This window comes from Pelorhabdus sp. sgz311001 (assembly GCF_055901755.1).
Genome location: NZ_JBVXUT010000002.1, coordinates 168,620 through 191,887, shown reverse-complemented (window position 1 = coordinate 191,887; position 23,268 = coordinate 168,620). Strand labels below are relative to the sequence as shown.

At 43.1% G+C, this 23,268-nt stretch carries 18 protein-coding genes; all 18 read left to right on the top strand.

The window, feature by feature from the left end; translation table 11 throughout:
- Nucleotides 1–6 precede the first annotated feature (6 nt).
- The 18 genes from AC0MXB_RS06920 (at nucleotide 7) to AC0MXB_RS06835 (ending at nucleotide 23,137) form a co-directional block, all read left to right on the top strand.
- Nucleotides 7–453: an RbsD/FucU family protein gene (locus AC0MXB_RS06920; protein WP_474038918.1), complete on the top strand. Its 447-nt coding sequence runs from the start codon at nucleotides 7–9 to the stop codon at nucleotides 451–453.
- An 18-nt stretch (nucleotides 454–471) separates the two neighbouring features.
- Nucleotides 472–1,548, top strand: a complete 1,077-nt coding sequence (locus tag AC0MXB_RS06915; RefSeq protein ID WP_474038917.1) for a substrate-binding domain-containing protein — start codon at nucleotides 472–474, stop codon at nucleotides 1,546–1,548.
- Nucleotides 1,549–1,653: 105 nt separating this feature from the next.
- On the top strand, nucleotides 1,654–3,138 hold the full coding sequence (locus AC0MXB_RS06910) for a sugar ABC transporter ATP-binding protein (RefSeq protein ID WP_474038916.1): 1,485 nt from the start codon (nucleotides 1,654–1,656) through the stop codon (nucleotides 3,136–3,138).
- 20 nt (nucleotides 3,139–3,158) lie between these two features.
- A complete protein-coding gene (locus tag AC0MXB_RS06905; RefSeq protein WP_474038915.1) occupies nucleotides 3,159–4,169 on the top strand; it encodes an ABC transporter permease in 1,011 nt (336 codons plus the stop codon).
- Nucleotide 4,170: 1 nt separating this feature from the next.
- Nucleotides 4,171–5,178: an ABC transporter permease gene (locus tag AC0MXB_RS06900; protein ID WP_474038914.1), complete on the top strand. Its 1,008-nt coding sequence runs from the start codon at nucleotides 4,171–4,173 to the stop codon at nucleotides 5,176–5,178.
- A gap of 4 nt (nucleotides 5,179–5,182) precedes the next feature.
- A complete protein-coding gene (deoC, locus tag AC0MXB_RS06895; protein WP_474038913.1) occupies nucleotides 5,183–5,821 on the top strand; it encodes a deoxyribose-phosphate aldolase in 639 nt (212 codons plus the stop codon).
- Between the two features lie 224 nt (nucleotides 5,822–6,045).
- Nucleotides 6,046–6,492 (top strand): chemotaxis protein CheW, encoded by a 447-nt coding sequence (locus tag AC0MXB_RS06890; RefSeq protein WP_474038912.1) that lies wholly within the window; start codon nucleotides 6,046–6,048, stop codon nucleotides 6,490–6,492.
- 224 nt (nucleotides 6,493–6,716) lie between these two features.
- Nucleotides 6,717–8,417: an MATE family efflux transporter gene (locus tag AC0MXB_RS06885; RefSeq protein ID WP_474038911.1), complete on the top strand. Its 1,701-nt coding sequence runs from the start codon at nucleotides 6,717–6,719 to the stop codon at nucleotides 8,415–8,417.
- A 214-nt stretch (nucleotides 8,418–8,631) separates the two neighbouring features.
- Entirely contained in the window at nucleotides 8,632–10,065 is a 1,434-nt protein-coding gene (locus tag AC0MXB_RS06880; protein WP_474038910.1) for an alanine/glycine:cation symporter family protein, read from the top strand.
- Between the two features lie 235 nt (nucleotides 10,066–10,300).
- A complete protein-coding gene (locus AC0MXB_RS06875) occupies nucleotides 10,301–10,975 on the top strand; it encodes a type 1 glutamine amidotransferase domain-containing protein (RefSeq protein ID WP_474038909.1) in 675 nt (224 codons plus the stop codon).
- 445 nt (nucleotides 10,976–11,420) lie between these two features.
- Nucleotides 11,421–13,046 carry a DUF342 domain-containing protein gene (locus tag AC0MXB_RS06870; protein ID WP_474038908.1) on the top strand — a complete coding sequence of 542 codons (1,626 nt, stop codon included), beginning with the start codon at nucleotides 11,421–11,423 and terminating at the stop codon, nucleotides 13,044–13,046.
- Nucleotides 13,047–13,222: 176 nt separating this feature from the next.
- A complete protein-coding gene (locus AC0MXB_RS06865) occupies nucleotides 13,223–14,008 on the top strand; it encodes a hypothetical protein (RefSeq protein ID WP_474038907.1) in 786 nt (261 codons plus the stop codon).
- Nucleotides 14,009–14,324: 316 nt separating this feature from the next.
- A complete protein-coding gene (locus tag AC0MXB_RS06860) occupies nucleotides 14,325–14,447 on the top strand; it encodes a hypothetical protein (protein ID WP_474038906.1) in 123 nt (40 codons plus the stop codon).
- A gap of 77 nt (nucleotides 14,448–14,524) precedes the next feature.
- Nucleotides 14,525–16,246, top strand: coding sequence for a methyl-accepting chemotaxis protein (locus tag AC0MXB_RS06855; protein ID WP_474038905.1), 1,722 nt, complete (start codon nucleotides 14,525–14,527; stop codon nucleotides 16,244–16,246).
- Between the two features lie 131 nt (nucleotides 16,247–16,377).
- The gene (locus tag AC0MXB_RS06850; RefSeq protein ID WP_474038904.1) at nucleotides 16,378–18,174 is read left to right on the top strand and encodes an amidohydrolase; all 1,797 of its coding nucleotides are present in this window, start codon (nucleotides 16,378–16,380) and stop codon (nucleotides 18,172–18,174) included.
- Nucleotides 18,175–18,202: 28 nt separating this feature from the next.
- Nucleotides 18,203–19,555, top strand: a complete 1,353-nt coding sequence (locus tag AC0MXB_RS06845; RefSeq protein ID WP_474038903.1) for an APC family permease — start codon at nucleotides 18,203–18,205, stop codon at nucleotides 19,553–19,555.
- Nucleotides 19,556–19,569: 14 nt separating this feature from the next.
- The gene (locus AC0MXB_RS06840) at nucleotides 19,570–20,751 is read left to right on the top strand and encodes an AraC family transcriptional regulator (RefSeq protein ID WP_474038902.1); all 1,182 of its coding nucleotides are present in this window, start codon (nucleotides 19,570–19,572) and stop codon (nucleotides 20,749–20,751) included.
- 664 nt (nucleotides 20,752–21,415) lie between these two features.
- The gene (locus AC0MXB_RS06835; protein ID WP_474038901.1) at nucleotides 21,416–23,137 is read left to right on the top strand and encodes a ShlB/FhaC/HecB family hemolysin secretion/activation protein; all 1,722 of its coding nucleotides are present in this window, start codon (nucleotides 21,416–21,418) and stop codon (nucleotides 23,135–23,137) included.
- Nucleotides 23,138–23,268: the final 131 nt, after the last annotated feature.

Here is a 23,268-nt window from a genome sequence, read left to right as displayed (position 1 = left end):
GAAAGTATGCTAAAGGGAATTCCTAAATGCATTAGTCCGGATCTGTTAAAGGCATTGGCTGATATGGGACATGGTGATCAAATTGTAATTGCTGATGACTTTTATCCGGCAGTTTCTATGGCGAAGAATGGTATTACAATTAATGCCGATGGGATCGGGGCGGCGGAGATGGTCGATGCCGTACTGCAGCTTATGCCGCTTGACGTGGAGTATGTAGAGCATCCGGTCATGATTATGGACATTATGGATCATTTAAAAGGGTCGATGGAACGGCCGAAAGTTTGGGATGATTTCATCGCAGCCGTTAAGAAAAATGAACCAAAGGGCGAAGCCTGTGTCGGGTTTATCGATCGATTTGAGTTTTATGAAAAAGGAAAAGCCGCCTTTGTTACTGTTTCGACGGGAGAACGTCAGCCCTATGGCTGTATTATATTACAAAAAGGTGTTATGTAATTTAAGGAGGGACTATTGATGAATAAGAAAAAGTATTTAGCAGTTGCGTTAGGATTACTTCTTTGCGCTGGTTTGGCTGGCTGTGGCGACAGTGGTAAGAAAGCCGATGCACCCAAGGCATCCGTTCAAAAAGTGGTTACGACAACAGATGTTGCGACACAAGGCCAGAAGAAAGATTGGAAAATTGCCGTTGTTATAAAAGACTCTTCTAATGGCTGGTTTGCTCGTATGGATCAAGGGGTTAAACAATATGCCGCTGATACAGGAATCAATGCTTATCAAAAGGGACCTGCTTCTACCGATGCTGCCCAACAAGTTCAAGTTATTCAAGATGTTATCAATCAAGGAATCAATGCCCTTTGCGTTGTACCAGTTGATCCGGCAGCCTGCGATCCTGTATTGAAAGAAGCTCGTGATAAAGGGATTGTTGTTATTACTCATGAAGGATCAAGCTGTAAAAATGTCGATTATGATTTAGAAGCTTTCAATAATGCTGGATATGGCGCTTTTATCATGGATAAACTGCAAGAATCCATGGGGGGCCAAGGTGTTTACACAACCATGGTGGCTCATCTTACCAATGCTTCGCAAAATGAATGGGCCAATGGTGCTGTTGCTCAGCAACAAGCTAAATATCCCGGCTTACAATTACTTGCGAATCCCAAACGCGTAGAATCAGAAAATAATTCAGAAAAAGCCTATCAGGTTGCGAAGGAAGTCATGAAATCACATCCTGAAGTGAAAGGCTTTGTCGGTACATCTTCGATGGATACCCCAGGCATTGCTCGTGCGATTAATGAAATGGGCCTGAAAGGCAAAACCTTTGTTGTTGGTACTGGTATGCCGAACGAATGCCGTTCTTTAATTAAAGACGGATCGCTTTCCTTCATTACTCTTTGGGACCCGGCAGAAGCTGGTTATGCCATGTGCGTATTGGCTCGTCAAGTGCTTGAAGGTAAAAAGATTACTGATGGTACCGATCTTGGTTTGAAATCCTATAGTAAACTGATCCAAAGCAAAGAAAACCCAACGCTGTTCATGGGCGCCGGCTGGATTGCTATTAATAAAGAAAACGTAGATAACTACAATTTCTAGGAAACGTTCTGGCAAAAGTGAGGGGGCTGTTGGCTCATCACTTTTGCCGATCTCGTAATGATAAAGAGCTGTGATAGGTAGTGTGTAGGGCTGGGGGGGAAAGCAGTGTCAGATTATATTATAAAAGCAACAAATATTAAGAAATATTTTGGTGGCGTCAAGGCACTTGATGGTGTAAATATTGAGATCAAAAAAGGTGAAATTCACTGCCTGGCAGGCGAGAATGGTTGTGGTAAATCCACAATTATTAATATTATTTCAGGATTTTATACACCGGATTCGGGCACGATTGAAATCGATGGCATAAAACATGAAAAAATGAACCCCAAACAAGCGATAGCGAGCGGTGTACAGGTTATTTACCAGGATCTATCTTTGTTTCCAAACCTGACTGTCATGGAAAACCTTGCAATTAATATGGAAGTGGCAGCAAGCAGAACCTTTGTAAGTAAAGCGCGTATGCGTAAAATTGCCGAAGAAGCCATAAGCAAGATTGGTTTTGAGATTGATTTAGATGAAACAGTGGAAAATCTTACGGTAGGTATGCGCCAAATGATTGCGATCAGTCGTGCGTTATTAAATGATGCGAAACTGATCATTATGGATGAGCCGACAACGGCAATTACGAAACGGGAAGTTAAAGCCTTGTTTAAAATTATTAAACACCTACAGGCGCAAGGGATCGCAGTGCTTTTTGTTTCTCATAAGCTTGATGAGGTATTTGAGATTGCTGAACGATTTACAATTTTCCGTAATGGGAAAAATGTGGCCACAGGAAATACAAAAGAGCTTGATCAGAATAAGTTTACCTATTATATGACAGGACGGGAGATCGTTTCGTCTCGGTATGAGTATACGAGAGAAAATGCACCAACCGTATTGGAAGTGAAGAATCTTTCCTTGAAAAATGGGTTCAAGGATGTAAGCTTTTCACTGAAACAGGGGGAAATTATCGGCATAACTGGTCTGTTAGGATCAGGCCGAACCGAATTAGCAGAGACTTTATTTGGGTATCACGCAGCCGATTCCGGCGAGATTGTTATTGATGGGAAATTGGTGAAAATTGATTCTATAAAGAAAGCGATTGACAATGGGATAGGCTATCTGCCATCGGATCGTGTTACGGAAGGTCTTTTCTTATCACAGCCGATATCAGACAATATTTCCATAAAAAAATGGCATGATTATGCCAATCGGTTAGGTAAAATTGACCGAACAAAGATTGAGGAAATGACAGGGTATTGGACCAAGGAATTGTCGATTGCCCTTCATAATATGGAAGACCCCGTAGGGACACTTTCCGGCGGGAATCAGCAAAAATGTGTTTTAGCCAAGTGGCTGGCACTGGATCTTAAGGTATTAATTTTGAATGGACCGACCGTTGGGGTAGATATTGGTGCTAAATTTGATATTTATGAGCTAGTGAAACGCCTAGCGAAGCAAGGCTTGACGGTTATTATTATTTCAGATGATTTGCCGGAAGTGCTGACGAACTGTAATCGTGTGATGGTTATGCAGTCTGGTCGGTTAGTTCAAATTCTATCGACACAGGGCCTCGAAGAGAGTCGCCTTGCTGAGTTGGCAAATTAGAAGGAGAGGACGATTCAGATATGAATTTGCAGAAAACGGTAAGGTCGACTGAATTTTATGTAGCATTGATCATCCTGCTCCTGTGTATGGTCATTCAAATGAAAAGCGGCCAGTTCTTTACAGGCAATAATCTCGTTGATATTGTGCGGGCGTTTTCGGTACCAGCGATGTTTTGTATCGGTGAAATGTTCGTTATTATTACAGGCGGTGTAGATGTTTCTTTTCCGGCGATTGCTTCCTTGTCCATGTTTGTAGTTTGCTCGCAATTAGAGGACGTTTTCACCAATCCGTTGGCTTATTTTTTAGTTGCGATGCTGATCGGCTTGGTCGTTGGTATACTGAATGGTGTAATTATTGCGCGGTTTAAATTTCCAGCACTTATTGTTACCCTTGCGACAAGTAGTATCTGTTTTGGGATTATGCAAGGGGTGTTCAAGTCGCGGGAATACCCGCTTTGCGAACCGCTTAAAGAACTCGGCGAGATGAACTTATTTTCAGTAACAAACCCTGTATCCGGCTTAACTTCCAATATGCCTGTCGGGGTTGTGCTAATGATTGTACTTGTATTTTTCGGTTGGTTTATTTTAAATCGAACGATGCTCGGACGGGGGATTTATGCAATTGGCGGCGATGTGAAAGCGGCGGAGCGGGCTGGTTTTAATGTTTTTGGCATTTTAGTAGCGATTTATGCTTTTTCCGGCTGTATGGCAGGCTTGATTGGTGTACTTCGTTCGACAATGCTTCTGGCTGTGCATCCTAATAATTTAGAAGGGATGGAAATGACGGTTATTGCTGCTTGCGTTCTTGGCGGCGTGCGAATGACAGGCGGTAAAGGGAGTGTGCTTGGTGCAATGCTGGGCATGGCGTTGTTGGTTATTGTCGATAATAGCTTGATCTTATTAGGGATTTCAACGATTTGGAAAAAAGTATTTATTGGTGCAATTATTATTATTGGGACGGCAGCCTCCGCCATTCAAGTGAAGCGTAACGAAAAAAAGCTTGCCATTAAGCTGAATGAAGGAGGAAAATGAGATGGATGCAATTAAGCAAGCAATAAATAAAGATAAAAACTTAGCGCAGCTCCTGGTCGTTTTCCTAATTGTGCTTGTAGCTTGCGCCGCGCTTAAGGGATCTATGTTTATGAATGTTTCCAATTTCCAGTCGATTGGGAAACAGTTTCCTGAGTTTGGCCTTCTATCGATTGCGATGGCATTTACCTTGTTTACAGCGGGGATTGACCTTAGCGTTGTAGCCATTGCGAATCTGTGTGCGGTGCTAATGGCCAAGTTATTAATCGTTCTGACTACGCCGGATATGAGCGACAGTACAGTATTTATGATGATTGCAGTGGCCTGTTGTATGGCCTTGATGGTGAGCGTTCTTTGCGGCGCCCTCAATGGTTTTCTAATTGGCGTTGTTGGAATTACGCCCATTTTGGCAACTTTGGGGACGCAGGCGCTTTATACAGGTATCGCCATTGTCCTGACGAATGGCAGCACACTGGGAAAGCTGCCCAAACAGTTGTCAGCTACCATGAACAGTAGTGTAATCGGCATACCGGTGCCCCTGATTATTTTTGCAGTATTTGCGGCAATTGCTGCTTTTATTATGAGTAAAACAACGTTAGGCTATAAGCTTCGCATGCTTGGTACAAGCGCCAAGGCTTCTACGTTTTCGGGCTTTGATAATGTGCGTTTATTTATGACCAATTACATATTAAGCGCTGTGTTTAGTGCGGTTGCTGGGATTATTATGCTGGGACGATTCAATTCGGCCAAAGCCGACTATGGCGCTTCGTATTTGATGCAGGCTATTTTAATTGCTGTTTTGGGCGGGATCAACCCATATGGCGGCAAAGGGAATATCAGCGGTGTTATCGTAGCAACGATCATTGTACAAATGATTAGCAGCTGGCTTAATATGTATGAGGATATATCAAATTTTTATCGGCAGATCTTTTGGGGGGCGCTCCTCATTTTTGTCCTTATTTACAATTATGTCGCCAATGAACGTGAGAAAAAACAAGCAATGAAAGGGTGATCGTATGAAAATGGAACAGATGATTGATCATACTATGTTGAAACCGGAAGCAACCCAAGCAACAATTCGGCGTTATTGTGCGGAAGCTCGTACGCATGGCTTTGCTTCTGTTTGTGTGAATAGCTGTCATGTGCCGCTTGTTGCTTCTGAGTTAACCGGAAGCGAAGTGAAAACTTGCTGCGTGGTCGGATTTCCCTTAGGAGCGATGCTGACTGAGGCTAAGGTTTTTGAAACGCAAGCTGCTGTAAAAGCCGGAGCGCAAGAGATTGATATGGTTATTAATATTGGCAGTCTTAAAGACGGGAATATAGAATTTGTGACAGAAGATATTCGCAAAGTTGTGGCAGCGGCGAAGCCTGCTCTCGTTAAGGTCATTATCGAAACCTGTTTATTAAGTGATGAAGAAAAGGTAACTGCTTGTGAAGCTGCGCTTCAAGCTGGCGCCGCGTTTGTCAAGACGTCCACTGGTTTTAGTACCGGCGGCGCAACCGTGGAGGATGTCAAGCTGATGCGTCAGACTGTTGGCGATCAGGCTAAGGTGAAAGCGAGCGGCGGTATCCGTACCCATGAAGCTGCTTGTAAGCTAGTGGAGGCTGGAGCTGATCGGATTGGCGCAGGCAATGGAGTTATTTTATTGAAATAGTACAATTAGTTTTGATAAGTTACATAGGGGAGAGTCAAGCCCAGTATTCGATTACGTTACGAATACTGGGCTTTTTTTTTATGAAGAAACGCGCCTAAAAAATAAATATTTGCCTAGCCCAATCTTATAAAGGAAATTATGCGGTAAGGTCGAATTCAAAAAAAATACAAATGTCATTTAATGTCGTAAAAAGTATAAATTTAGTTCGTAAAAGAGGAGGTAGAATGAATATGAAGATAGTGAGCTTCAAATTGGGAAGTGAAGAGTATGGAATAGATATTTTTAAAATTAAAGAAATACTAGACTACCAAGGAGCTACAAAACTGCCAAATTCGCCTGTCTATATGGAGGGTGTAGTCAACATACGGGGAGCGATCATTCCTGTCATTGACTTGAAGGTGAAATTAGGAATCCGTGGTGAACAGGCCGCAGAACGAACGGCTGTGATTGTGGAACTTGGCAATATGCAAGTGGCTATGCTAGTTGATGCCGTAAAAGAGGTACAAGAGCTCGATGAACGTAATATAGAAAGCACTCCTGAGTTTTCCTCCTGTCCCAATTGCAAATCCATCCAGGGAATTGGCAAGATTGGAGATCAGATTTGTATTTTATTAGATATTGATACAGTATTGACTCAGTTAGAAATAACAAAAATAGAGGAGGTTTGTTAGTTAATTCGTTGTTGCATATAACAACTGATGTTGCAGTGGCAAAAAGCAGTCAAAAAGGCCGTGATAGATTTCGCGGCCTTTTAAACTATTCTTTTGCTGATTTGATGCTATCGTTTGGTAAAATTTTTATATATAATAAAATGATTTTACTTGCTCTTTGGAGAATATAGCTACTGTTATTGCGACAAAAAGTGTCAGAAATAAAGCTCATAAGGGGGAATTCGATGTTTGAGTATAAGGGAAGACTCATGAATGACAGAGTCAATGTCTTTTATTTTCCTGGATTATTATCAGCATTGTCGATCACTGCGAGTATGTTCCTAGACATTGCCATTGTGGGTCAGATGCTCGGGCCTATTGCTATGGGGGCCGTGAGTTTAGCTTTACCGCTTACGATGGTTTTTAATATGGTATATATGCTGCTAGGAATTGGCGGCGAAGTCTTAGTTTCGGCGGCAAAGGGAGCCGGGAATAAGACCGAGGCTAACAAGTTGTTTTCACTTACTATGTTTACGATTATTACCGTCAGTATTTTGTTTACTCTTATCGGTCTTGGCGCTAGTGATCGTGTTGCTACGGTGTTAAGCGGCGGCGAATCGGAAATGAAACCTCTTTTGGCCCAGTATATTCATATTATTTTTATTACAGCGCCGCTTATGATTGGTGTCACGAGTATGACTTACTTTGTTAAAGTTGATGCTTTGCCGAAACTGGCAGCAGGGATTATGGTTTTTGTAAATATTGTCGGTACGATTAGTAAAGTACTCTATCTTGGACCGTTGCAATTAGGAATTGCTGGCGCTGCTTATGGTACAATGACTGGTTTTGTCGCCGGATTTTTGCTGCTGTCGCCGTATCTAGTTTTTCGTAAAAATCGAACACTTTGTTTTGTGCCGCTAGCAGTAAAGGATTTGTTGCGTTTAGGTCATATTATTATAGCCGGCCTTCCTTCCGCTTTGGGACAAGGCTTAGGGGCTGTTGTTACTTTCTGTATTAATGTAGTTATCATGGATCTTGCTGGTAAGAGCGGGATTATTGTAAATACAGTTTGTGCCTCTTTGTCTATTTTTCTCTCTTCCTTTCGATATGCCGCCACAAGCGCCATGGTGCCCATTGTTGGCGCTCTTTTTGGGGAAAGAGATTGGTGGTCAATGCATCAAGTAGCTATGCGTATTACGAAAATTGTTATGGGTTTTGTGGCTGTATGTACTCTCCTTATTGAATTTTTCCCGAGCAGCATACTATCCTTTTTCGGCGTTCATGATGGGAATATTATTGCAATGGGAGTAACGGCGCTTAGAATTTATGCGCTTGGCTTATTGATTGGTAGTTTCACCTATATTTTGATGACCTATATGCAGACAACAGCGCGTAAAGCTTTTTCTATTGCCATTAGCGCTGGTAGCGAAATTTTTGCAGTGCTCTTTATTTATTTACTTGGCTACGGCGTTGGCAATCAAGCTGTATGGGCTTATGTGCTAGCGGCTAACTTGCTGCTATTGCTGTTTATTATTGTTACGGCAAAATACATTGGTAAGCGATCGAATGGTCAATATCACGGTATTTTCATCCATGAAGTACAGCCTGGTTTTGTCCTGGGAAATTCAATTTATGCCACAGCCGAAGCGGCGACGGGATATAATGAGCTGTTTGGCCAATTTTTGGCGGAGCAACAAGTTCCCGAATCAACGATTGAGGCAGCGAAACAATTACTATTTGAAAGACTTATGAGGATCGTTGACAAGGAGAAGAACGCAAGGAAAACCATCGATATTATGGCGTTCGTTTATGATGGGGTGATCAAGGTTCGTTTGCGTGACGATAGTAAAGCAGTAGCCGCAGAAGTAGCGGAGGCTGATGACCGAGTCAGCCAGTTAAGTGTAATGGGCTATCATAATACGTATATAGAAATACCAGTTAATTAGCAGGGGATTAGCGTAATTTGGACTGAAAGACAAGATTGACAAGATTGACAAGATACAAAAATAGTGTAGCAAAGGCTAGAAAAAATTTGTTGTCTTTAAAAGTACTTTACTAAAAAAATCTTTTTCCAATAGACATTTTTTCTGAAAAATACTGTACAGTTTAGCAAAATGTGATAAACTAAAAAAGTTGATTTTTAGGAAAAGAGGTGCCGTTTTGTTAGAAGATTTTTTGGTGAAAACAGTTACCCTACTAAATGATGTACTGTGGTCTTATGTGTTGATTGTTTTATTAATTGGTGGCGGGCTTTATTTTACCGTTCGCACTAAGTTTGTTCAGATTCGATTACTAGGTGAAATGATTCGTTTACTCGGTGAAGGGGTTGGTAAAGGCGGGAAAGGAAAGGGAGTATCTTCCTTCCAGGCTTTTTGTATTAGTACAGCTTCCCGCGTTGGAACGGGAAACCTTGCAGGTATTGCCATGGCTGTTGCGCTAGGGGGGCCTGGTGCGGTGTTCTGGATGTGGCTTATTGCTTTGATTGGAGCGGCAAGCGGGTTTATTGAAAGCACTTTGGCTCAAATTTATAAAATTAAAGACCCGAAAGGATATCGCGGCGGTCCGGCCTATTATATGGAAAAAGGTCTGCAGCATCGCTGGATGGGCATAGTCTTTGCTATCTTTATTACTTTGAGCTTTGGCCTCGTCTTTAACTCTGTTCACGCCAATAGTATTACAGTTGCTATGAAAAGCGCCTACGGTTTAGATCGTACGACAATGGGGGCTATTTTAGCGCTGATGGTAGGGATCGTTATTTTTGGCGGTGTCGAAAGAATTGCGGCCATGGTAGAATGGATGGTTCCTTTTAAAGCCGGTGGGTATATTTTACTAGCTTTATATGTCATTGTGAAAAATATCACCATGCTTCCTGATGTGTTGCTACTCATTTTTCAATGCGCTTTTGGTGTTAAGGCCGTTGTTGGCGGCGGGGTTGGCGCGGCGATGATGATGGGGATTAAGCGCGGTCTTTTCTCTAATGAAGCTGGGATGGGCAGTGTACCGAATGCGGCAGCAGCAGCTCATGTCACTCATCCAGTAAAGCAGGGCTTGATCCAGGCGCTGGGCGTATTTGTTGATACCTTTTTAGTTTGTAGTTCTACAGCTTTTATTGTTTTGCTATCAGGCATTGATTTAAACAGCGGCCTAAGCGGCATTGAGATGACTCAGGCGGCGCTGAGTGTCCACGTGGGCAAATGGGCCTATGATTTTGTAGCTATCATTGTATTGCTTTTTGCTTTTAGCTCTATTGTCAGCAATTACTATTACGGCGAAACAAACTTGGAGTTTATTAAAAAAAGTAAAACCAATATTATGCTCTTTCGGGCAGCCGTTGTAGCTATGGTATTTTTTGGTTCGGTTGCTAAAGTGGCAATAGTCTGGGATATGGCCGATCTGTTTATGGCCTTTATGGCGATTATTAATATGCTGGCTATTTTGTGGCTGGGAAAAATTGCTTTTGCGGCTTTAGAAGATTATCGGGCGCAGAAAAAAGCGGGGCAAAATCCCGTTTTTTATTCTGACAGCATTGAAGGTTTAGGTGAATTAGAATGTTGGCCGACGCGTGCCGAAAAAGCAAATAAGCAAGCTGGTTAATTGATAAGCAGCTTCAGCAAATGATTCGTCATTTATGTTATCAGTGAATCGTATTACAGGGTCTGCCAGGTTAGTGTTAATTGGGCAGGCCCTGATTTATTTTTAGTATATACAGTCATTGTTTACTAGATCGACAGAAAACGATCCTCAAGAAGAAGTAATAATTTGACAAAAGCAATAATTAATTATATAATAAATCATGTTAACCGATAATTGTTATTTGGGGGCGCTTATTATGGCAGCAAGTAAAAAAATTTTGATGGTTGTTACGAATGTGCATGCTATAGATGAAAATCATCCTACCGGATTGTGGCTAGAGGAATTTGCCGTACCCTATATTGAGTTTTTGAATGCAGGATATTCTGTCGTTGTTGCGAGTCCTAAGGGCGGAAAAATCCCCTTAGATCCCAATAGTCTTGCTGAAGAAATCCCCGTGTCTTGGCAGTCAGCCATGAAAGTGTTGGATTCGTCTGAGACACTAGCATCCATGTCAGCAGACACTTTCGATGCTCTGATATTGCCAGGTGGTCATGGTCCCATGTTCGATTTGGCTGTAGATGCAAAACTTGCCGCCTTATTAAATAAATTTCATAACTCTAATAAAATTATTGGCGCCGTATGTCATGGCCCTGCTGCACTGGTTAGTGCGGTACTTGATAATGGTCAGTCGCTTATTGCTGGCAAAAAGGTTACTGGCTTTACGAATGAAGAAGAAAGAACGGTGCAATTAGATCATATAGTGCCTTTCTTGCTAGAAGATAAGCTAAAAGAACTTGGCGGAACCTATGTTAGAAACGGAGCTTGGCAGGCTCATGTTGTTGTTGATGGGAATTTGATTACCGGACAGAATCCGCAATCTAGTGCTTTGTTTGCTAAAGCCATTATCGATGAATTGGCTAATCTAGCGTAAAAAAATACTTTCCCCTAGTCAAAACCTGACATTATTTTATTTATGTGTCAGGTTTTGCCATATCTTAAAATCATTTTGCGAGTTACTATACTTTAAATGAAGCTACTGCCAGTGGGGATTTACGTTAAAGTTTCGTCGAATCTGATGATGCAATGGGACAACTGAATGAGAAATCTAACCATATCGTTTAAAATTTGTCAAATATCATAACTAATGTGATTTATGTGGCAAAACTTGTGATTGATTGTTTCCAGTTGTCGCTGCTTCGGAAGAAACCTTAAATCTAGTAGAAAAACAAGAAGCTGCGCTAGAGGAAGTAAGTGCCGCTTCGCAGAATTTAACAGATAGGACTAACGCACTACTGAAAAATGTGGAACAATTTAAAATATAATAGTCTCGCAAATACAACGAGTCGATAGAAATGGATTTTTTGAAGGGGAGTTTTATGGAAGTGAATCAATCTGTTTTATATGCGGACCAGTCTTGTGAAATATTTAGAAACGAAGCTGGACTATTTCTGAAGATTTCTTCTGATGCCATTGGTACTATGGCCATGACATCTACCGTGATAGAACAGATTTTATCGGAAATTAGACAGCTTGAAATAGATTATATCGAAGAAAAATTTGTAAGAGCGATAGTACAAAATCAAATTCAAGAGCCAATCAATCTGCAGGTTTTACAAGAAAAAAAAGATCTTAGCAAAGCTTTTTCTGTACGGATTCGCCGGGATCGCTTAGAGGCCGTCGTGGAAATTAACGAACTTTTATCGGATAGTGGTATTACTTTCAGTGATCTTTTTAGTAGTTTAATTGAAGCAAACATCATATTCGGCATTCGTGAAGCCGCTTTGTTAGCTGCGCTAACGGCGAAGCCTGGTACGCAATTTTCCTGTGCCATGGGAATTGAGCCGCAAAAGGGCGCTGATGCGAAGCTTGTTTATCATGTTGACCTAGAAAGTCAAGGCAAGCCTGTGCAGTGTGCGGACGGCAGTTGTGATATGAAAAATATCCGCCGCTTTTTGAATGTATATAAGGATGACCTTCTTATCGAAAAAATTCCTGCTGAACCAGGGATTGATGGCGTGGACATCTGGGGAATGCCAATTCCAGCTAAACCAGGTAAAAATATTGTGCTACATCCAGGCAAAAATACGGAGCTTAGAGACGATTTCCACTTAATCGCCTCTATTGATGGTCAGCTTCACATTCGAAATGGACGGATTCAAGTTTTGCCGATTTTGGAAATTGCTGAAGATGTGGATTATTCCACAGGCAACATTGACTTTGTTGGCAGCGTGATTGTGCATGGCTCGCTCCAGTGCGGGTTTTCGATCAAGGCTACTGGTGATGTGGAGATTTATGGCAGTGTGTGCGGTGGGAATGTGGATGCTAAGCGTCTTGTTGTGCATAAAGGGATTCAGGGAATGGAGTATACGGTGGTTAAGGTTCGCGAATGGGTGGAAGCTAACTTTATTGAGAACGCCATCGTCTACGCGAATCAAACAATTCTCGTACGAAACGCTGTGATGAATAGTCAACTTTTTGCTGGGGTATCGATTATTGTTGAAGGAAAGCGCGGTTTAGTTGTTGGCGGACGCCTATCAGCAGGCCAGGAAATTCGAGTTACTACGGCGGGAAATGCGGCGAACATTCCGACCAATTTAGAGATTTCAGGGAACCCTGTTTGCAGTGAAGAGCTTCGTCGTCTGCGTCTTGTCCTGAAACGTAATGACGCAATTTATCAGGAATTAGAACGGGCTTTGCTTTATTTTATTAAGCAGAATCTGCAGAGTTTACCGCAAGAAAAACGCGATATGTATGAAAATTTGTATAAGAAACATCGGCAGCTTACTGAGGAAATTAAGGAAATAAAAGATCGAATCCAAGAGTTAGAGCGTCTGTTGTCAGCTCTTTCGCCAGGGAAAATTCATGTGTATGATGCTATTTATGGTGGGGTCTATGTGGTCATAAGTCAGTCACGTCGACATTTTATTGACGCTTTGCAGAACTTGACGCTTTATGTTCACGACGATACGGTTTGCTTTACCCCTTATAATTATTCAGGATAAACGCTTTTATTTATCAAAGTAGCAAAGTAAAAAGTAGGGCTGTCTTTTAAATTAGCAAGATAGTCCTGCTTTGTTTTATAAGAAAAATAAAGGTTTTTAACCTATTTTAGCGAATGATTAATTTTACTGCCAAATCCTAATAGGCGAGTTTTGTAGGATTTTGAGTAGAGAGTTAGGTGAAAGCAGTGAGGATCCTCAATTCTTCCGCTTATGAAGAAACGTTGAAAAATTTGTCAAATTACCACAAGTCAATCATTTATGAAATCGGTCAACATTTTCAATTTCCCAACATTGCGTCAAACCCTTTTATTGCATTACGAAAAAATGTAGAAATCGGTTTTTTAGCGAGTAATTTGACTGGCTGGGAGCAGGAAGCTGTATTCCAATATGGTAAAAAACATATTTATCACGAATATTATTCCATCATCCTGAACTTAGTTAGGACAACCATTGTGCCGCGTAAAGTGCTTGATTATGCTTGTCCTATTGGGTATTGTCATATTTTTTCGCCACGGTATCATAAAAACATGATTTATAGTTTTTTTGTGAACTTTTTTGCAAAGCCGATTTTTAAAAACTTTAATTCGGGACAGGCCTCATTGGAACAAGAAATTGTAGCCTTCATATCTGGTTATTTTCGTAAGCAGAATCGCTATGGACCCGAGCAAATTTCTGTGGCGATTTTAGAGGAACAGTTTATTACCATTATGATCTCAGGACTGTTGAGTCCCTTTTTACGAAGTTTTATCCAAGCGGATTCGCAAGAGTCTGATGTGATTGAAAAAATATTTATGATACAGGCAGAAATGGCATTAGGCGAGTTGCTACATAAGTATTTCCACGCTGAGTTAGAAGAAGGGGAACCTTTTATTTTTTTTGATAAGGAGACCGACAAGCTTATCATTTTATCGCCATTATCAAGCCAGCAATGGTCTGCTTTTCTCGATAACATGAATACCTAGTTTGCTAGCTGTGTCTTTTAAAGATTTTTATTTTTAAGGAGATGCAGTGCAGATAGAGTACATCTGTTATTAAAGCAGTTTATGAAATGAATAGAGTCCAGCTTTTGTGTTTTTTTGAGTAAGTTAGGCAGTTCACCATATGGGTAGATGTTTAATGTACGCTTGCATTTTTTGCAAAGCGTATTTTTTGTTTTTATTGAAAGTAAATTTTATTTAGATTAGGAGGAATGATTGTGGAACAGAACAAAAATGGGGACAATGTTGCAGATCTTACATTGACAGATGGGATTAACTTAGCGGTCCTGCAACGATTTCCATGGGCGATGAAACCTTATCAACTGTTGAGCAGCAGGCTGCAATTGAAGAAGTAACAGCTAGCGTCGAAGCGATGACAAGTTTGGCACAGCAGCTGAATGGATTTGCCAATAGCCGGATCTAATAGAGAGAAAGATAGACTGAAGAGCTATCTAGGGAAAGCGTTACGGGAGAGTTTTATCACAAAGGGAGGTCATTACGATGTCATGGCTAAATAATTTAAAAGTTGCCAAAAAATTAGGGCTCTTAATTGCGATTTTGCTTATGGCAGTTTTGTGTGTAGGGGGGACAGGCTACTATTTTCTTAGTAAGACCAATGATTCATTAGTTACCTTATATAATGAAAATTTAGTGGCTATTGAACTGCTAAATGATAGTCGGACTCATGCCAGAAAAATTGAAGCAGATACGTATGCGTTGATGCTTACTACTGACGTCAAAGAAAATCAAGCGTTACTTGATGACATTACTACTAGGGCAAAAGCCTTTGACGAAAATTTAACAAAATACGAACAGATTCCTTTAGATAATGAGTCAAAGGCAAAACTGAAAGAAATTCGCGAGGACTTGGCCAAGTTTCGTACAGTAAGAAGCAAGGTGATTGATTTGGCTATGCAAAATAAGAATGCAGAAGCTTATGCGCTATTCAGTAAAGAAGGCAAGGCTTTGTCTGAAGAGTTTACCAACGAATTACGCAACTTGTCCCAAGAGATGAAAAAGAAAGCCGAGTCCATGAATCAGCAAAATAAACGAAACTTTGCTTTTGCTAACACCTTATTTCTAAGTGTGACCTTAGCGGCGATTGTACTTGGAATTTTGCTTGGCTGGCTTATTACGAAGCGGATTGTAGAGCGGCTGAATGCAGTAGTCCGTTTCGTCGATATTTTGGCTCAAGGCGACTTTACGCACGAAGCTCGGACGGAAAGTTTGCTTGATAAAAGTGAATTTGGCGCGTTAGCCCGCGCTGTGAATGATATGAAAAATAACATTAAAAATTTAATTAAACATTTATCGAATACTTCAGAGCAGTTAGCGGCTTCTTCGGAAGAACTGACAGCTAGCGCCGAACAATCAGCCCAGGCATCCAATCAGGTAGCAGGCTCGGTCACAGAAGTGGCGCAGGGGACGGAAAACCAACTCCACTTAGTCAGGCGCTCGAATCAAGTAGTGCAGAATATATTGACAGCCATTCGTCAAGTTGCTGCGAATACGGGAACGGTTTCAACGTCTGCTGAAAAAACGGCTAGTACAGCTAACCAAGGGGAGGCTGCGATTCAACAAGCCGTAGCCCAAATGGCAGTGATTGAACAAAAGACAAATGATACGGCAGCCGTGATTGGTGATTTGGAAGACAAATCAAAACAAATTGGCCAGATTGTTGATGTAATTTCGAATATTTCCAGCCAGACGAATTTGCTAGCTCTTAATGCAGCCATTGAAGCAGCGCGAGCCGGCGAAGCAGGCAAGGGCTTTGCCGTCGTTGCCGAAGAGGTGCGTAAACTAGCCGAGCAGTCTCAAGATGCAGCAAAACAGATTACGGAACTCATTGATGAAGTGCAGGCGAAAACCGATAGTGCCGTAACTTTTATGCAAGATGGCAAGAAAGAGGTTGAGTCAGGATCGCAAGTTGTTTCGACAGCTGGAAATAGCTTTGGCGAGATATTGACAATGGTTCGGGAGATGACGCAGCAAATTCGTGAAATATCTGGTTCGATTGACAGCATTACGAGTGGTACGCAAGATGTAGTCAATGCCGTGCAAGAAATTGACCAGGAAAGCAAACGAGCTGCTGAGCAGACGCAGACGATTTCAGCGGCTACAGAAGAACAATCGGCATCTGTCGAAGAAATTGCTTCGGCTAGCCAACATTTAGCAAAAATGGCGGAAGAGTTGCAGCAATCGATTCGGAAATTTAAAATTTAAGGTAACGATAAACTGCAAGTTGTTTTATGATAGGAAGGGACTATCTTCGATATTTGAGAAGATAGTCCCTTTTTCCTTATGTTATAATTAAATTGGATAAATGTAACATAAAACGAGAAGGCGGAGAGAATGTGGCTGAGGCAGCACGTTTGCTGAAAAATGGCTTGGTTTATACAGTAGATTCTGATTGGTCAGTGGCGCAAGCTTTAGTGATCGGCACAGACGGCAAGATTCTGTTTGTGGGGAGTCATGACGCTGCTACCGAACTTTGTACGGAAGTTACGGTTGTGACCGATCTGGCGGGCAAAGTTGTATTGCCAGGCTTTGTCGACAATCATACGCATGCGGCGGAGTCGGCAGCGAAGTTTACGAGCCTTTATTTAGCCGACGTAAAAACCGTTCCGCAATATATCGAGCTGATCCGCACTTTTGCCAATGATACGGCGAAAGTCCAAGACGAGGTTATCACTGGCTTTGGTTGGGAGCAAGCCGTATTTCAAGAATATAATGGCGCTGTCTATGGCGTGGCCACAAGTCAGCTCGGACCAAGTCGTTTTCTCTTAGATGAAGCATTACGGGGAACTTTGCTGGAACATAAGCCAGTGAAGCTCTACTCGAATGATTATCATTGTGCTTGGTATAACAGCGTAGCGATTGAGTTGGCCCGCGGACAGGGATTTGATATCGCCGGAGAGATTACGGAAAACAGGGGCAGCGATCAGATTAACCGGATTCCGGCGACCTTGACTGGCTGGTATCACGGTACTGATTTTTCCTTGTATTCCGATCAGCCCTGGGGAGTTATGCGCGAAGGAGCTTGTCAGTATGTGGACGCGTATTTACCATCCCTATCGATAGCCGCGCAGCAACGGCAAGCCGATCACGGAATGCAGGCTTTTATCGGTGAAATGAGTTCCTATGGCGTTACACTGCTTCAAGATATTTTACTCAAATCGCCTAACCAATCGCCTCATGTTGTTGCAGTCTATGATCTGCTGCGGTTAGGGCGCAAGCAGCTGCTCTGGCGTGTGTCGCTGCTCGGAAATGTGGTTGACCCGGAGCAAACAGTCGAAGAATTTCGCAATGCTCAAAAGCACTATGGTGCTGTGGCGGAATTTCAGTTTTTTTCAGTGAAACTCTTTGCTGACGCGATTCAAAAAGGCATGTATTTGATGGAGCCTTACGCCGATGAGCCAGATAACTCGGCGAATATCGGTTGTTTATATAAAAATGCTACAGAGGAACAACTAAAGCGCTTCATTGCAGTGATGCACCGCGAAAATATTCCGGTTCATATTCACGCTATGGGAGATCGGGCGGTCAAAGTATGTCTTGACGGTTTCGATGCCGCGTGCAGTCGCTATGGCGATAAAAATTTGCACCACACGCTGACCCATTTGCTCTTAGTCAGGCAGGAAGATGCTACACGTATGGCTCAGCGCAATATTGTTGCCTCCCTCAATTCCTATTGGCATTATAAAGAACCCTTTTATTATGAAGAAATTTTTGCGCCGCTCCTTGGTGCAAAGCGGGTCCAAAACATGTTTCCGGCGCAGGTCTTAGCAGCGGCAGGCGTGTTGACTTGTATGGCTACTGACGGCGAAATCAGCGAAAAACCTGCTCCCCTATGGGGCATTGAAATTGCGGTGACGCGAAATGCGCCAGGAGCGACCAATAGTAGGCTGCGTCATAATTCCAGGCAGAAACTGACGCGCCAGCAAGCTGTGGCCATGGCTACGATTAACGGCGCCAAAGCGCTGGGACTTGAGGAAGTTACCGGTTCTTTAGAGGTTGGCAAGCGCGCCGATCTCGTCATTTTAGCAAAGGATATTTTTACGATCCCAGAGAATCAGATTCATTCGATACAAGTTGTGGAGACAGTAAGTAACGGGGAAACCCAGTATCAGGCTTCTGGCTGGAACCCATAAGTAAGGAAATTATGTCGGAGGTTGCAAGATGGGTTTACCTGATAACAATATTACCTTGAAGCGAGTACTCAGCGGCAGGCAGCTTATTTTTTTCGGGCTTTCTTATTTGGCGCCGATTGCCGTATTTACACAGTTTGGCGCGCTGGCGGCCTTAAGTCATGGCATGATGACACTGGCCTATATAGCCGCTACCGTAGTGATATTGCTGACCGCGTTCAGCTATGCAGCCTTCGCGTCAGTCTATCCTATGGCCGGTTCGGCTTACACTTATGTGCAAAAATCGCTCAATCCCTCTATGGGGTTTATTACGGGCTGGGTCATGCTACTTGACTATGTGTTTATGCCGCTCCTTTGCATTTTTCTTTTAGGTCTGTTTTTTAATCATGCCTGCCCGCTGCTGCCTGTGTGGGCCTGGATGGTGATTAGCGCCGTCATTATTTGCTTCATTAATATAGCCGGCATTGAGCTTACGGTCACTGTTGATATCTGGACAGTCTTGTTGCAGGCAGGATTTTCTTTGTTGTTTCTTGGTGTGGTGGCGAAGCTGATCTTGGCAGGCGGCGGTGCCGGAACCTTTTTTTCAGCCCAAGCTCTATATAATCCGCCCGCCTTTGAGACAAAGAGCTTTCTTGCGGCGGTGGGAACTTTGACACTGGCATTTTTGGGGTTTGATGCTGTCACTGCCTTGGCGGAAGAGACGATTCAGCCCGAAAAAACGGTAGGACGAGCCTTAATTGCAGTTTGTTTGGTTTCTGGCGCTTTTTTTATGGTAGAGTCTTATTTTTGTCAAATTGCCTGGCCGCTTGCCTGGCAGGAAATCGTTGATGAAAATACCGGCTTTATGGAGGTGGCTAGGCAGCTACAGGCCAATTATATGGAGTCGCTCTATTTTTGGATCGGCAATTTAGCCAGCCTGACTTGCGGTATCTCAGCTCAGGCGGCAGCGTCGCGGATTCTTTTGGGGATGGGCCGTGACGGTGCTTTACCGCGTCCTATTTTTGCCTATATTCATCCCCGTTGGCAAACGCCTGTCTATAACACTTTATGTATTACCTTCCTGACGCTATTTGGCGCGATTTGGATCGATAACTTGGTGGATATGATGGCGATGATTAGCTTTGGTGCTTTGTTTGGTTTTGCCATGGTGAATATAGCGGTTATTGTTCATTTCTACTGGCGCGGCAAACAGCGATCCGGCTATCATACGATCCGATATTTGCTATGCCCCTTAAGCGGCGCTTTCTTGTGTATCTATTTTCTGTTTTATTTGGGATCTCAGGCGAAACTGTTAGGAATTGCCTGGCTGGGACTGGGTCTTTTGTATCTGGCGGTTGTCACGCGGGGATTTCGCCAAGCGCCGCCTACTTTGAGGCTGGATTAGAGGAGTAAGAGACGATGTATCGAGAAATCATTCCGTTTGACGAACAATCGCCCATTGCATTTGAGGTATACCAGATTGAAGAATATCCGCTTCATTGCCATGACGGGGCGATCGAGATTATTCTTGTATTGCAAGGCGTGGTGAATGTGAAGGCGAGCTTTGAATATTTCACATTAAAAGCCGGAGACTATGTGGTCGTCAATCAAGAAGACTCCCATAAAATCTGGCGCCATGACGCCAGTGAAAATCTGGTGGCGGTGTTTCATATCAACCTTGCCTATTACCGCGCCTTGTTTCCTCAGATTCATTATGTATTGTTTGCTTGTGAATCTTTCGATCTTGTTCAGTATAAAGGACAGACCGTACAGCTGCGTCAGCTACTTTTACAGTTACTGGGCGCTTTGCTGGAGAAGGGGGCCTATAAAGAGCTGTCCTTCCAACTGGTCGAGCTGCTTGTCCGTGAATATTCGCTTGAGCATTACTACAATCGCCGTGGTGAAGTCAGCCCGGAAAAACACGATATGTATTATCGCATTATGGGCTATATTTATGAAAAATACTTTGATAAAAATCTGTTGCACGATATTGCGCAGCAAGAGTATTATTCCAAGTCGTATATTTCCCATTTGTTTCGAGAGGTTGGCGCTGCCAGCTTTCAAGATATTTTAGGTTATGTGCGGGTCGCCAAGGCAGAAAGGCTGCTGCTAGAGACAGACTGTACGATTCTGGCTATTGTCAATCAATGCGGTTTTTCTGACGGCAAGTCTTTTAACCGGATTTTTAAAAAGTGGTTTGGCGTAAAACCCCTTGATTATCGGCAGAAATATCAACAGGAGATTGGTCAGCCCATTAAAGCGAAACCTAGCGAGGCAGCTCTTGGTTTAGCGGCGATAGAGCAGTTTTCCAGCCAAGCTGAAGCAGCGGTTGCAGATCAATTTGGTAATAAAGTAAGTATGACGCCGTTGACATTAAAAAATATTGGTTCACCAACAGACCTGTTAACTTGTTTAGAACAAAGTAAGAATCTAGCTGAACAGAACTACCGGACGAGTCCGATCCAGGCGGGGAATTCTTATGCTGTTATACGGATTGGCAGTAACGATAAATGCAAACACCTGCTGCAGCGTCTCGAAAAGCTTCTGCAGGACTTTCAAAGCGAAGCTGCTAGTGATATTGATTTTTGGCTTATTAAGTAACAAAGAAAATTTTGCTTTTCCGCGAAGCTGGAAAAAAACTGTCCTTTAGATAAGGAGAAACCTCCTGTTTATTGTTAGGGTATTTTGGCACAAGATTTGTTGTTTTATAATGAGATTATCTGAGCGGCTGCTCCCGAAAAGCCAATGGCTGGGGGCAGCCCTTGAAATTTGCGAGAAGAATAGCAAATAAGGCAGCGGTAGTGTGATGCCTTATTTCAGATATTTTTGAAAAATCCAGTCTCTCAGTGCGGTTTTAGAGAAAGTCAACAGGATAACCCCTAGAAAGCTGCTTTTCTTTACTGTACACTAACTAGTGAACAGTAAAATTTTGTATTCTAAGAGGAATCTGACGCCAAAGTTATTATGCGTTGCATTCAAGTTTTAAAAGAAGAGAAACTTATTTTCAGTCATGATTTTGGCCTGACAGGAAAGAAAGTATTATTTCGGTTTTCCCATATTAAAATTGTCGGGATACTTTTGCGAGCTTTGCCTATTTGGAGGCGTTTCGGAAAAAGCATCATTGCGAAGTTTATTGCTCGATTTTGCCGCTATTCGGCGAGTTATTAACGGACAATTATTCTGACATTCCCTTTAGTAGCATAGAAGGTTAGGCTGATCTCACGTAGCAGAAACAGTATGTACTATAATAGCTGAGGTGATTGTTTTGAAACAATGTAAGTATCCAGTCGCATTATCTTTGGCCGCTTTTTTCGGCCTCTTTCCTTTGACCAGCGGCTTAGCAGCGCCATTGCCGACGATTGACGCTGGCTCCACACTGCAAAATACAGCGCCGCCGAAAGAAGCTTTTCCAGCGCAAAAAATGCCAGACAATCTACTTGATAAGAGTAAAACGCCAAGCGTCGAGCAGCCTGGGGCGCAAATCCAAGCAGGGCCATCTTTTCAGGTCCAAAATATTGAATTGCCAGGGCTATTGCCGGCGATGCGTCCTATCGTAGAGCCTCTCGTGGCAGCTCAGCAGGGGAAACAAGCGACTTTCCAAAGTATGCAGCAGTTAGCCCAGAAAATTACGCAAGTCTTGCAAGAAGCTGGCTATCCTGTAGCGTTTGCCTATGTGCCGCCGCAGGCCGTCCGTGATGGCGTTGTGATGCTGCAGATTGTACCAGGTGTATATGGCGAGATTGTCATCGAAAGCAGTTCGAAAATCAGCCCAGAGCGACTGCATTCGCTGTTCTTTACACAGAAAAAAGGGGAAGTCATTGAAACCACGTCGCTCGAACGGGCGCTGCGCCTAGCCAATGAATTGGCTGGAATTGAAGTTAAAGGGGCTTTGCGTCCCGGCAAAGAAGGCGGTTCCGCCGACCTTGTTCTTACCGTTAAGAACGAGAAGAATTTCTCTGGCAGCCTCTACAGCGATAACTGGGGCAGTCGTTACAGCGGCAAAAGTCGGTTTGGTTTTGACGGCCAATTCGTCAATTCGTTGGGACAAGGCGAAGCTTTTAGCTTTGGCGGAATGCTGACAAGCAGCAGTAAAATCCATGATTATCATATCGGCTATCGGCAACTAGTGGCGCCGAGCGGCTGGACTGTCACCGTGAATCGCAGTCAAATGCATTATTCGCTTGGCGACAGCTATCAGGAACTTGGCGCGAGCGGGAAAGCGGTTACAGACAGTATCACCTTTGCTTATCCTTTGGTACGACAGCGCGATCAAGAGCTGAATTTGTCGCTTGGCTATGAACAAAAACGTTTAGAAGATATCGTAGGAGCGGCAAGCAGTGACTCGCGCAAAAAAAGCCGGGCTATGACTCTGGGGCTTTATGGCAGTAGTCGCGACGTTTGGCAGGGCGGTGGCGTTACGCAGTATAGCTTGAATTATGTGCAAGGCCATTTAGGCATAGAAGATGGGGTGACACAGCAAAGTGATGCGCTCTATAATCATAGCAGCGGTTTCTATCGGAAGGAAATGCTGCAGCTAGAGCGGACTCAGTGGCTTAACGAGGGGCTTACAGCTAAGATTAGCGTTACAGGACAGTTAGCTGGAAAAAATCTTGATTCCAGTGAAAAACTATACTTAGGCGGAGCAACAGGCGTACGAGCTTATCCGCAGGGCGAAAGCGGCGGTGATGAAGGCTATCTGGTACGCAGTGAGCTCTATTGGCGTGTGCCTGGCTGGAGTCAGACGAGGAGTCAAGTCAGCTTAGTGGTTTTTTATGATTACGGCACTGTTACTGTGAATAAAAATTCCTGGAGTGGCGCTGGCGAAAATAAAATGACTCTAAGCGGGGCAGGGATTGGCGTGGAATGGAATAAAGTCGGTGAGTTTAGGATGCGCCTTGATTATGCCTGGAAAGTCGGCAGTCACAAAGCGCAAAATGATACGGATAAATCAGGACGGCTGTGGCTGCAGCTGATTCAGGGCTTGTAAAGTCTTTTTTCTCGTTTATTCCGGATCGGCTATTAATGAAGAAAGCAGGATAACCCCTTAAAGGCAGCAGGATAACCCCTAGTGGGCTGCTGTCTTTTTGTTGTATACTGGAAAATATTAAAGGGAATTTT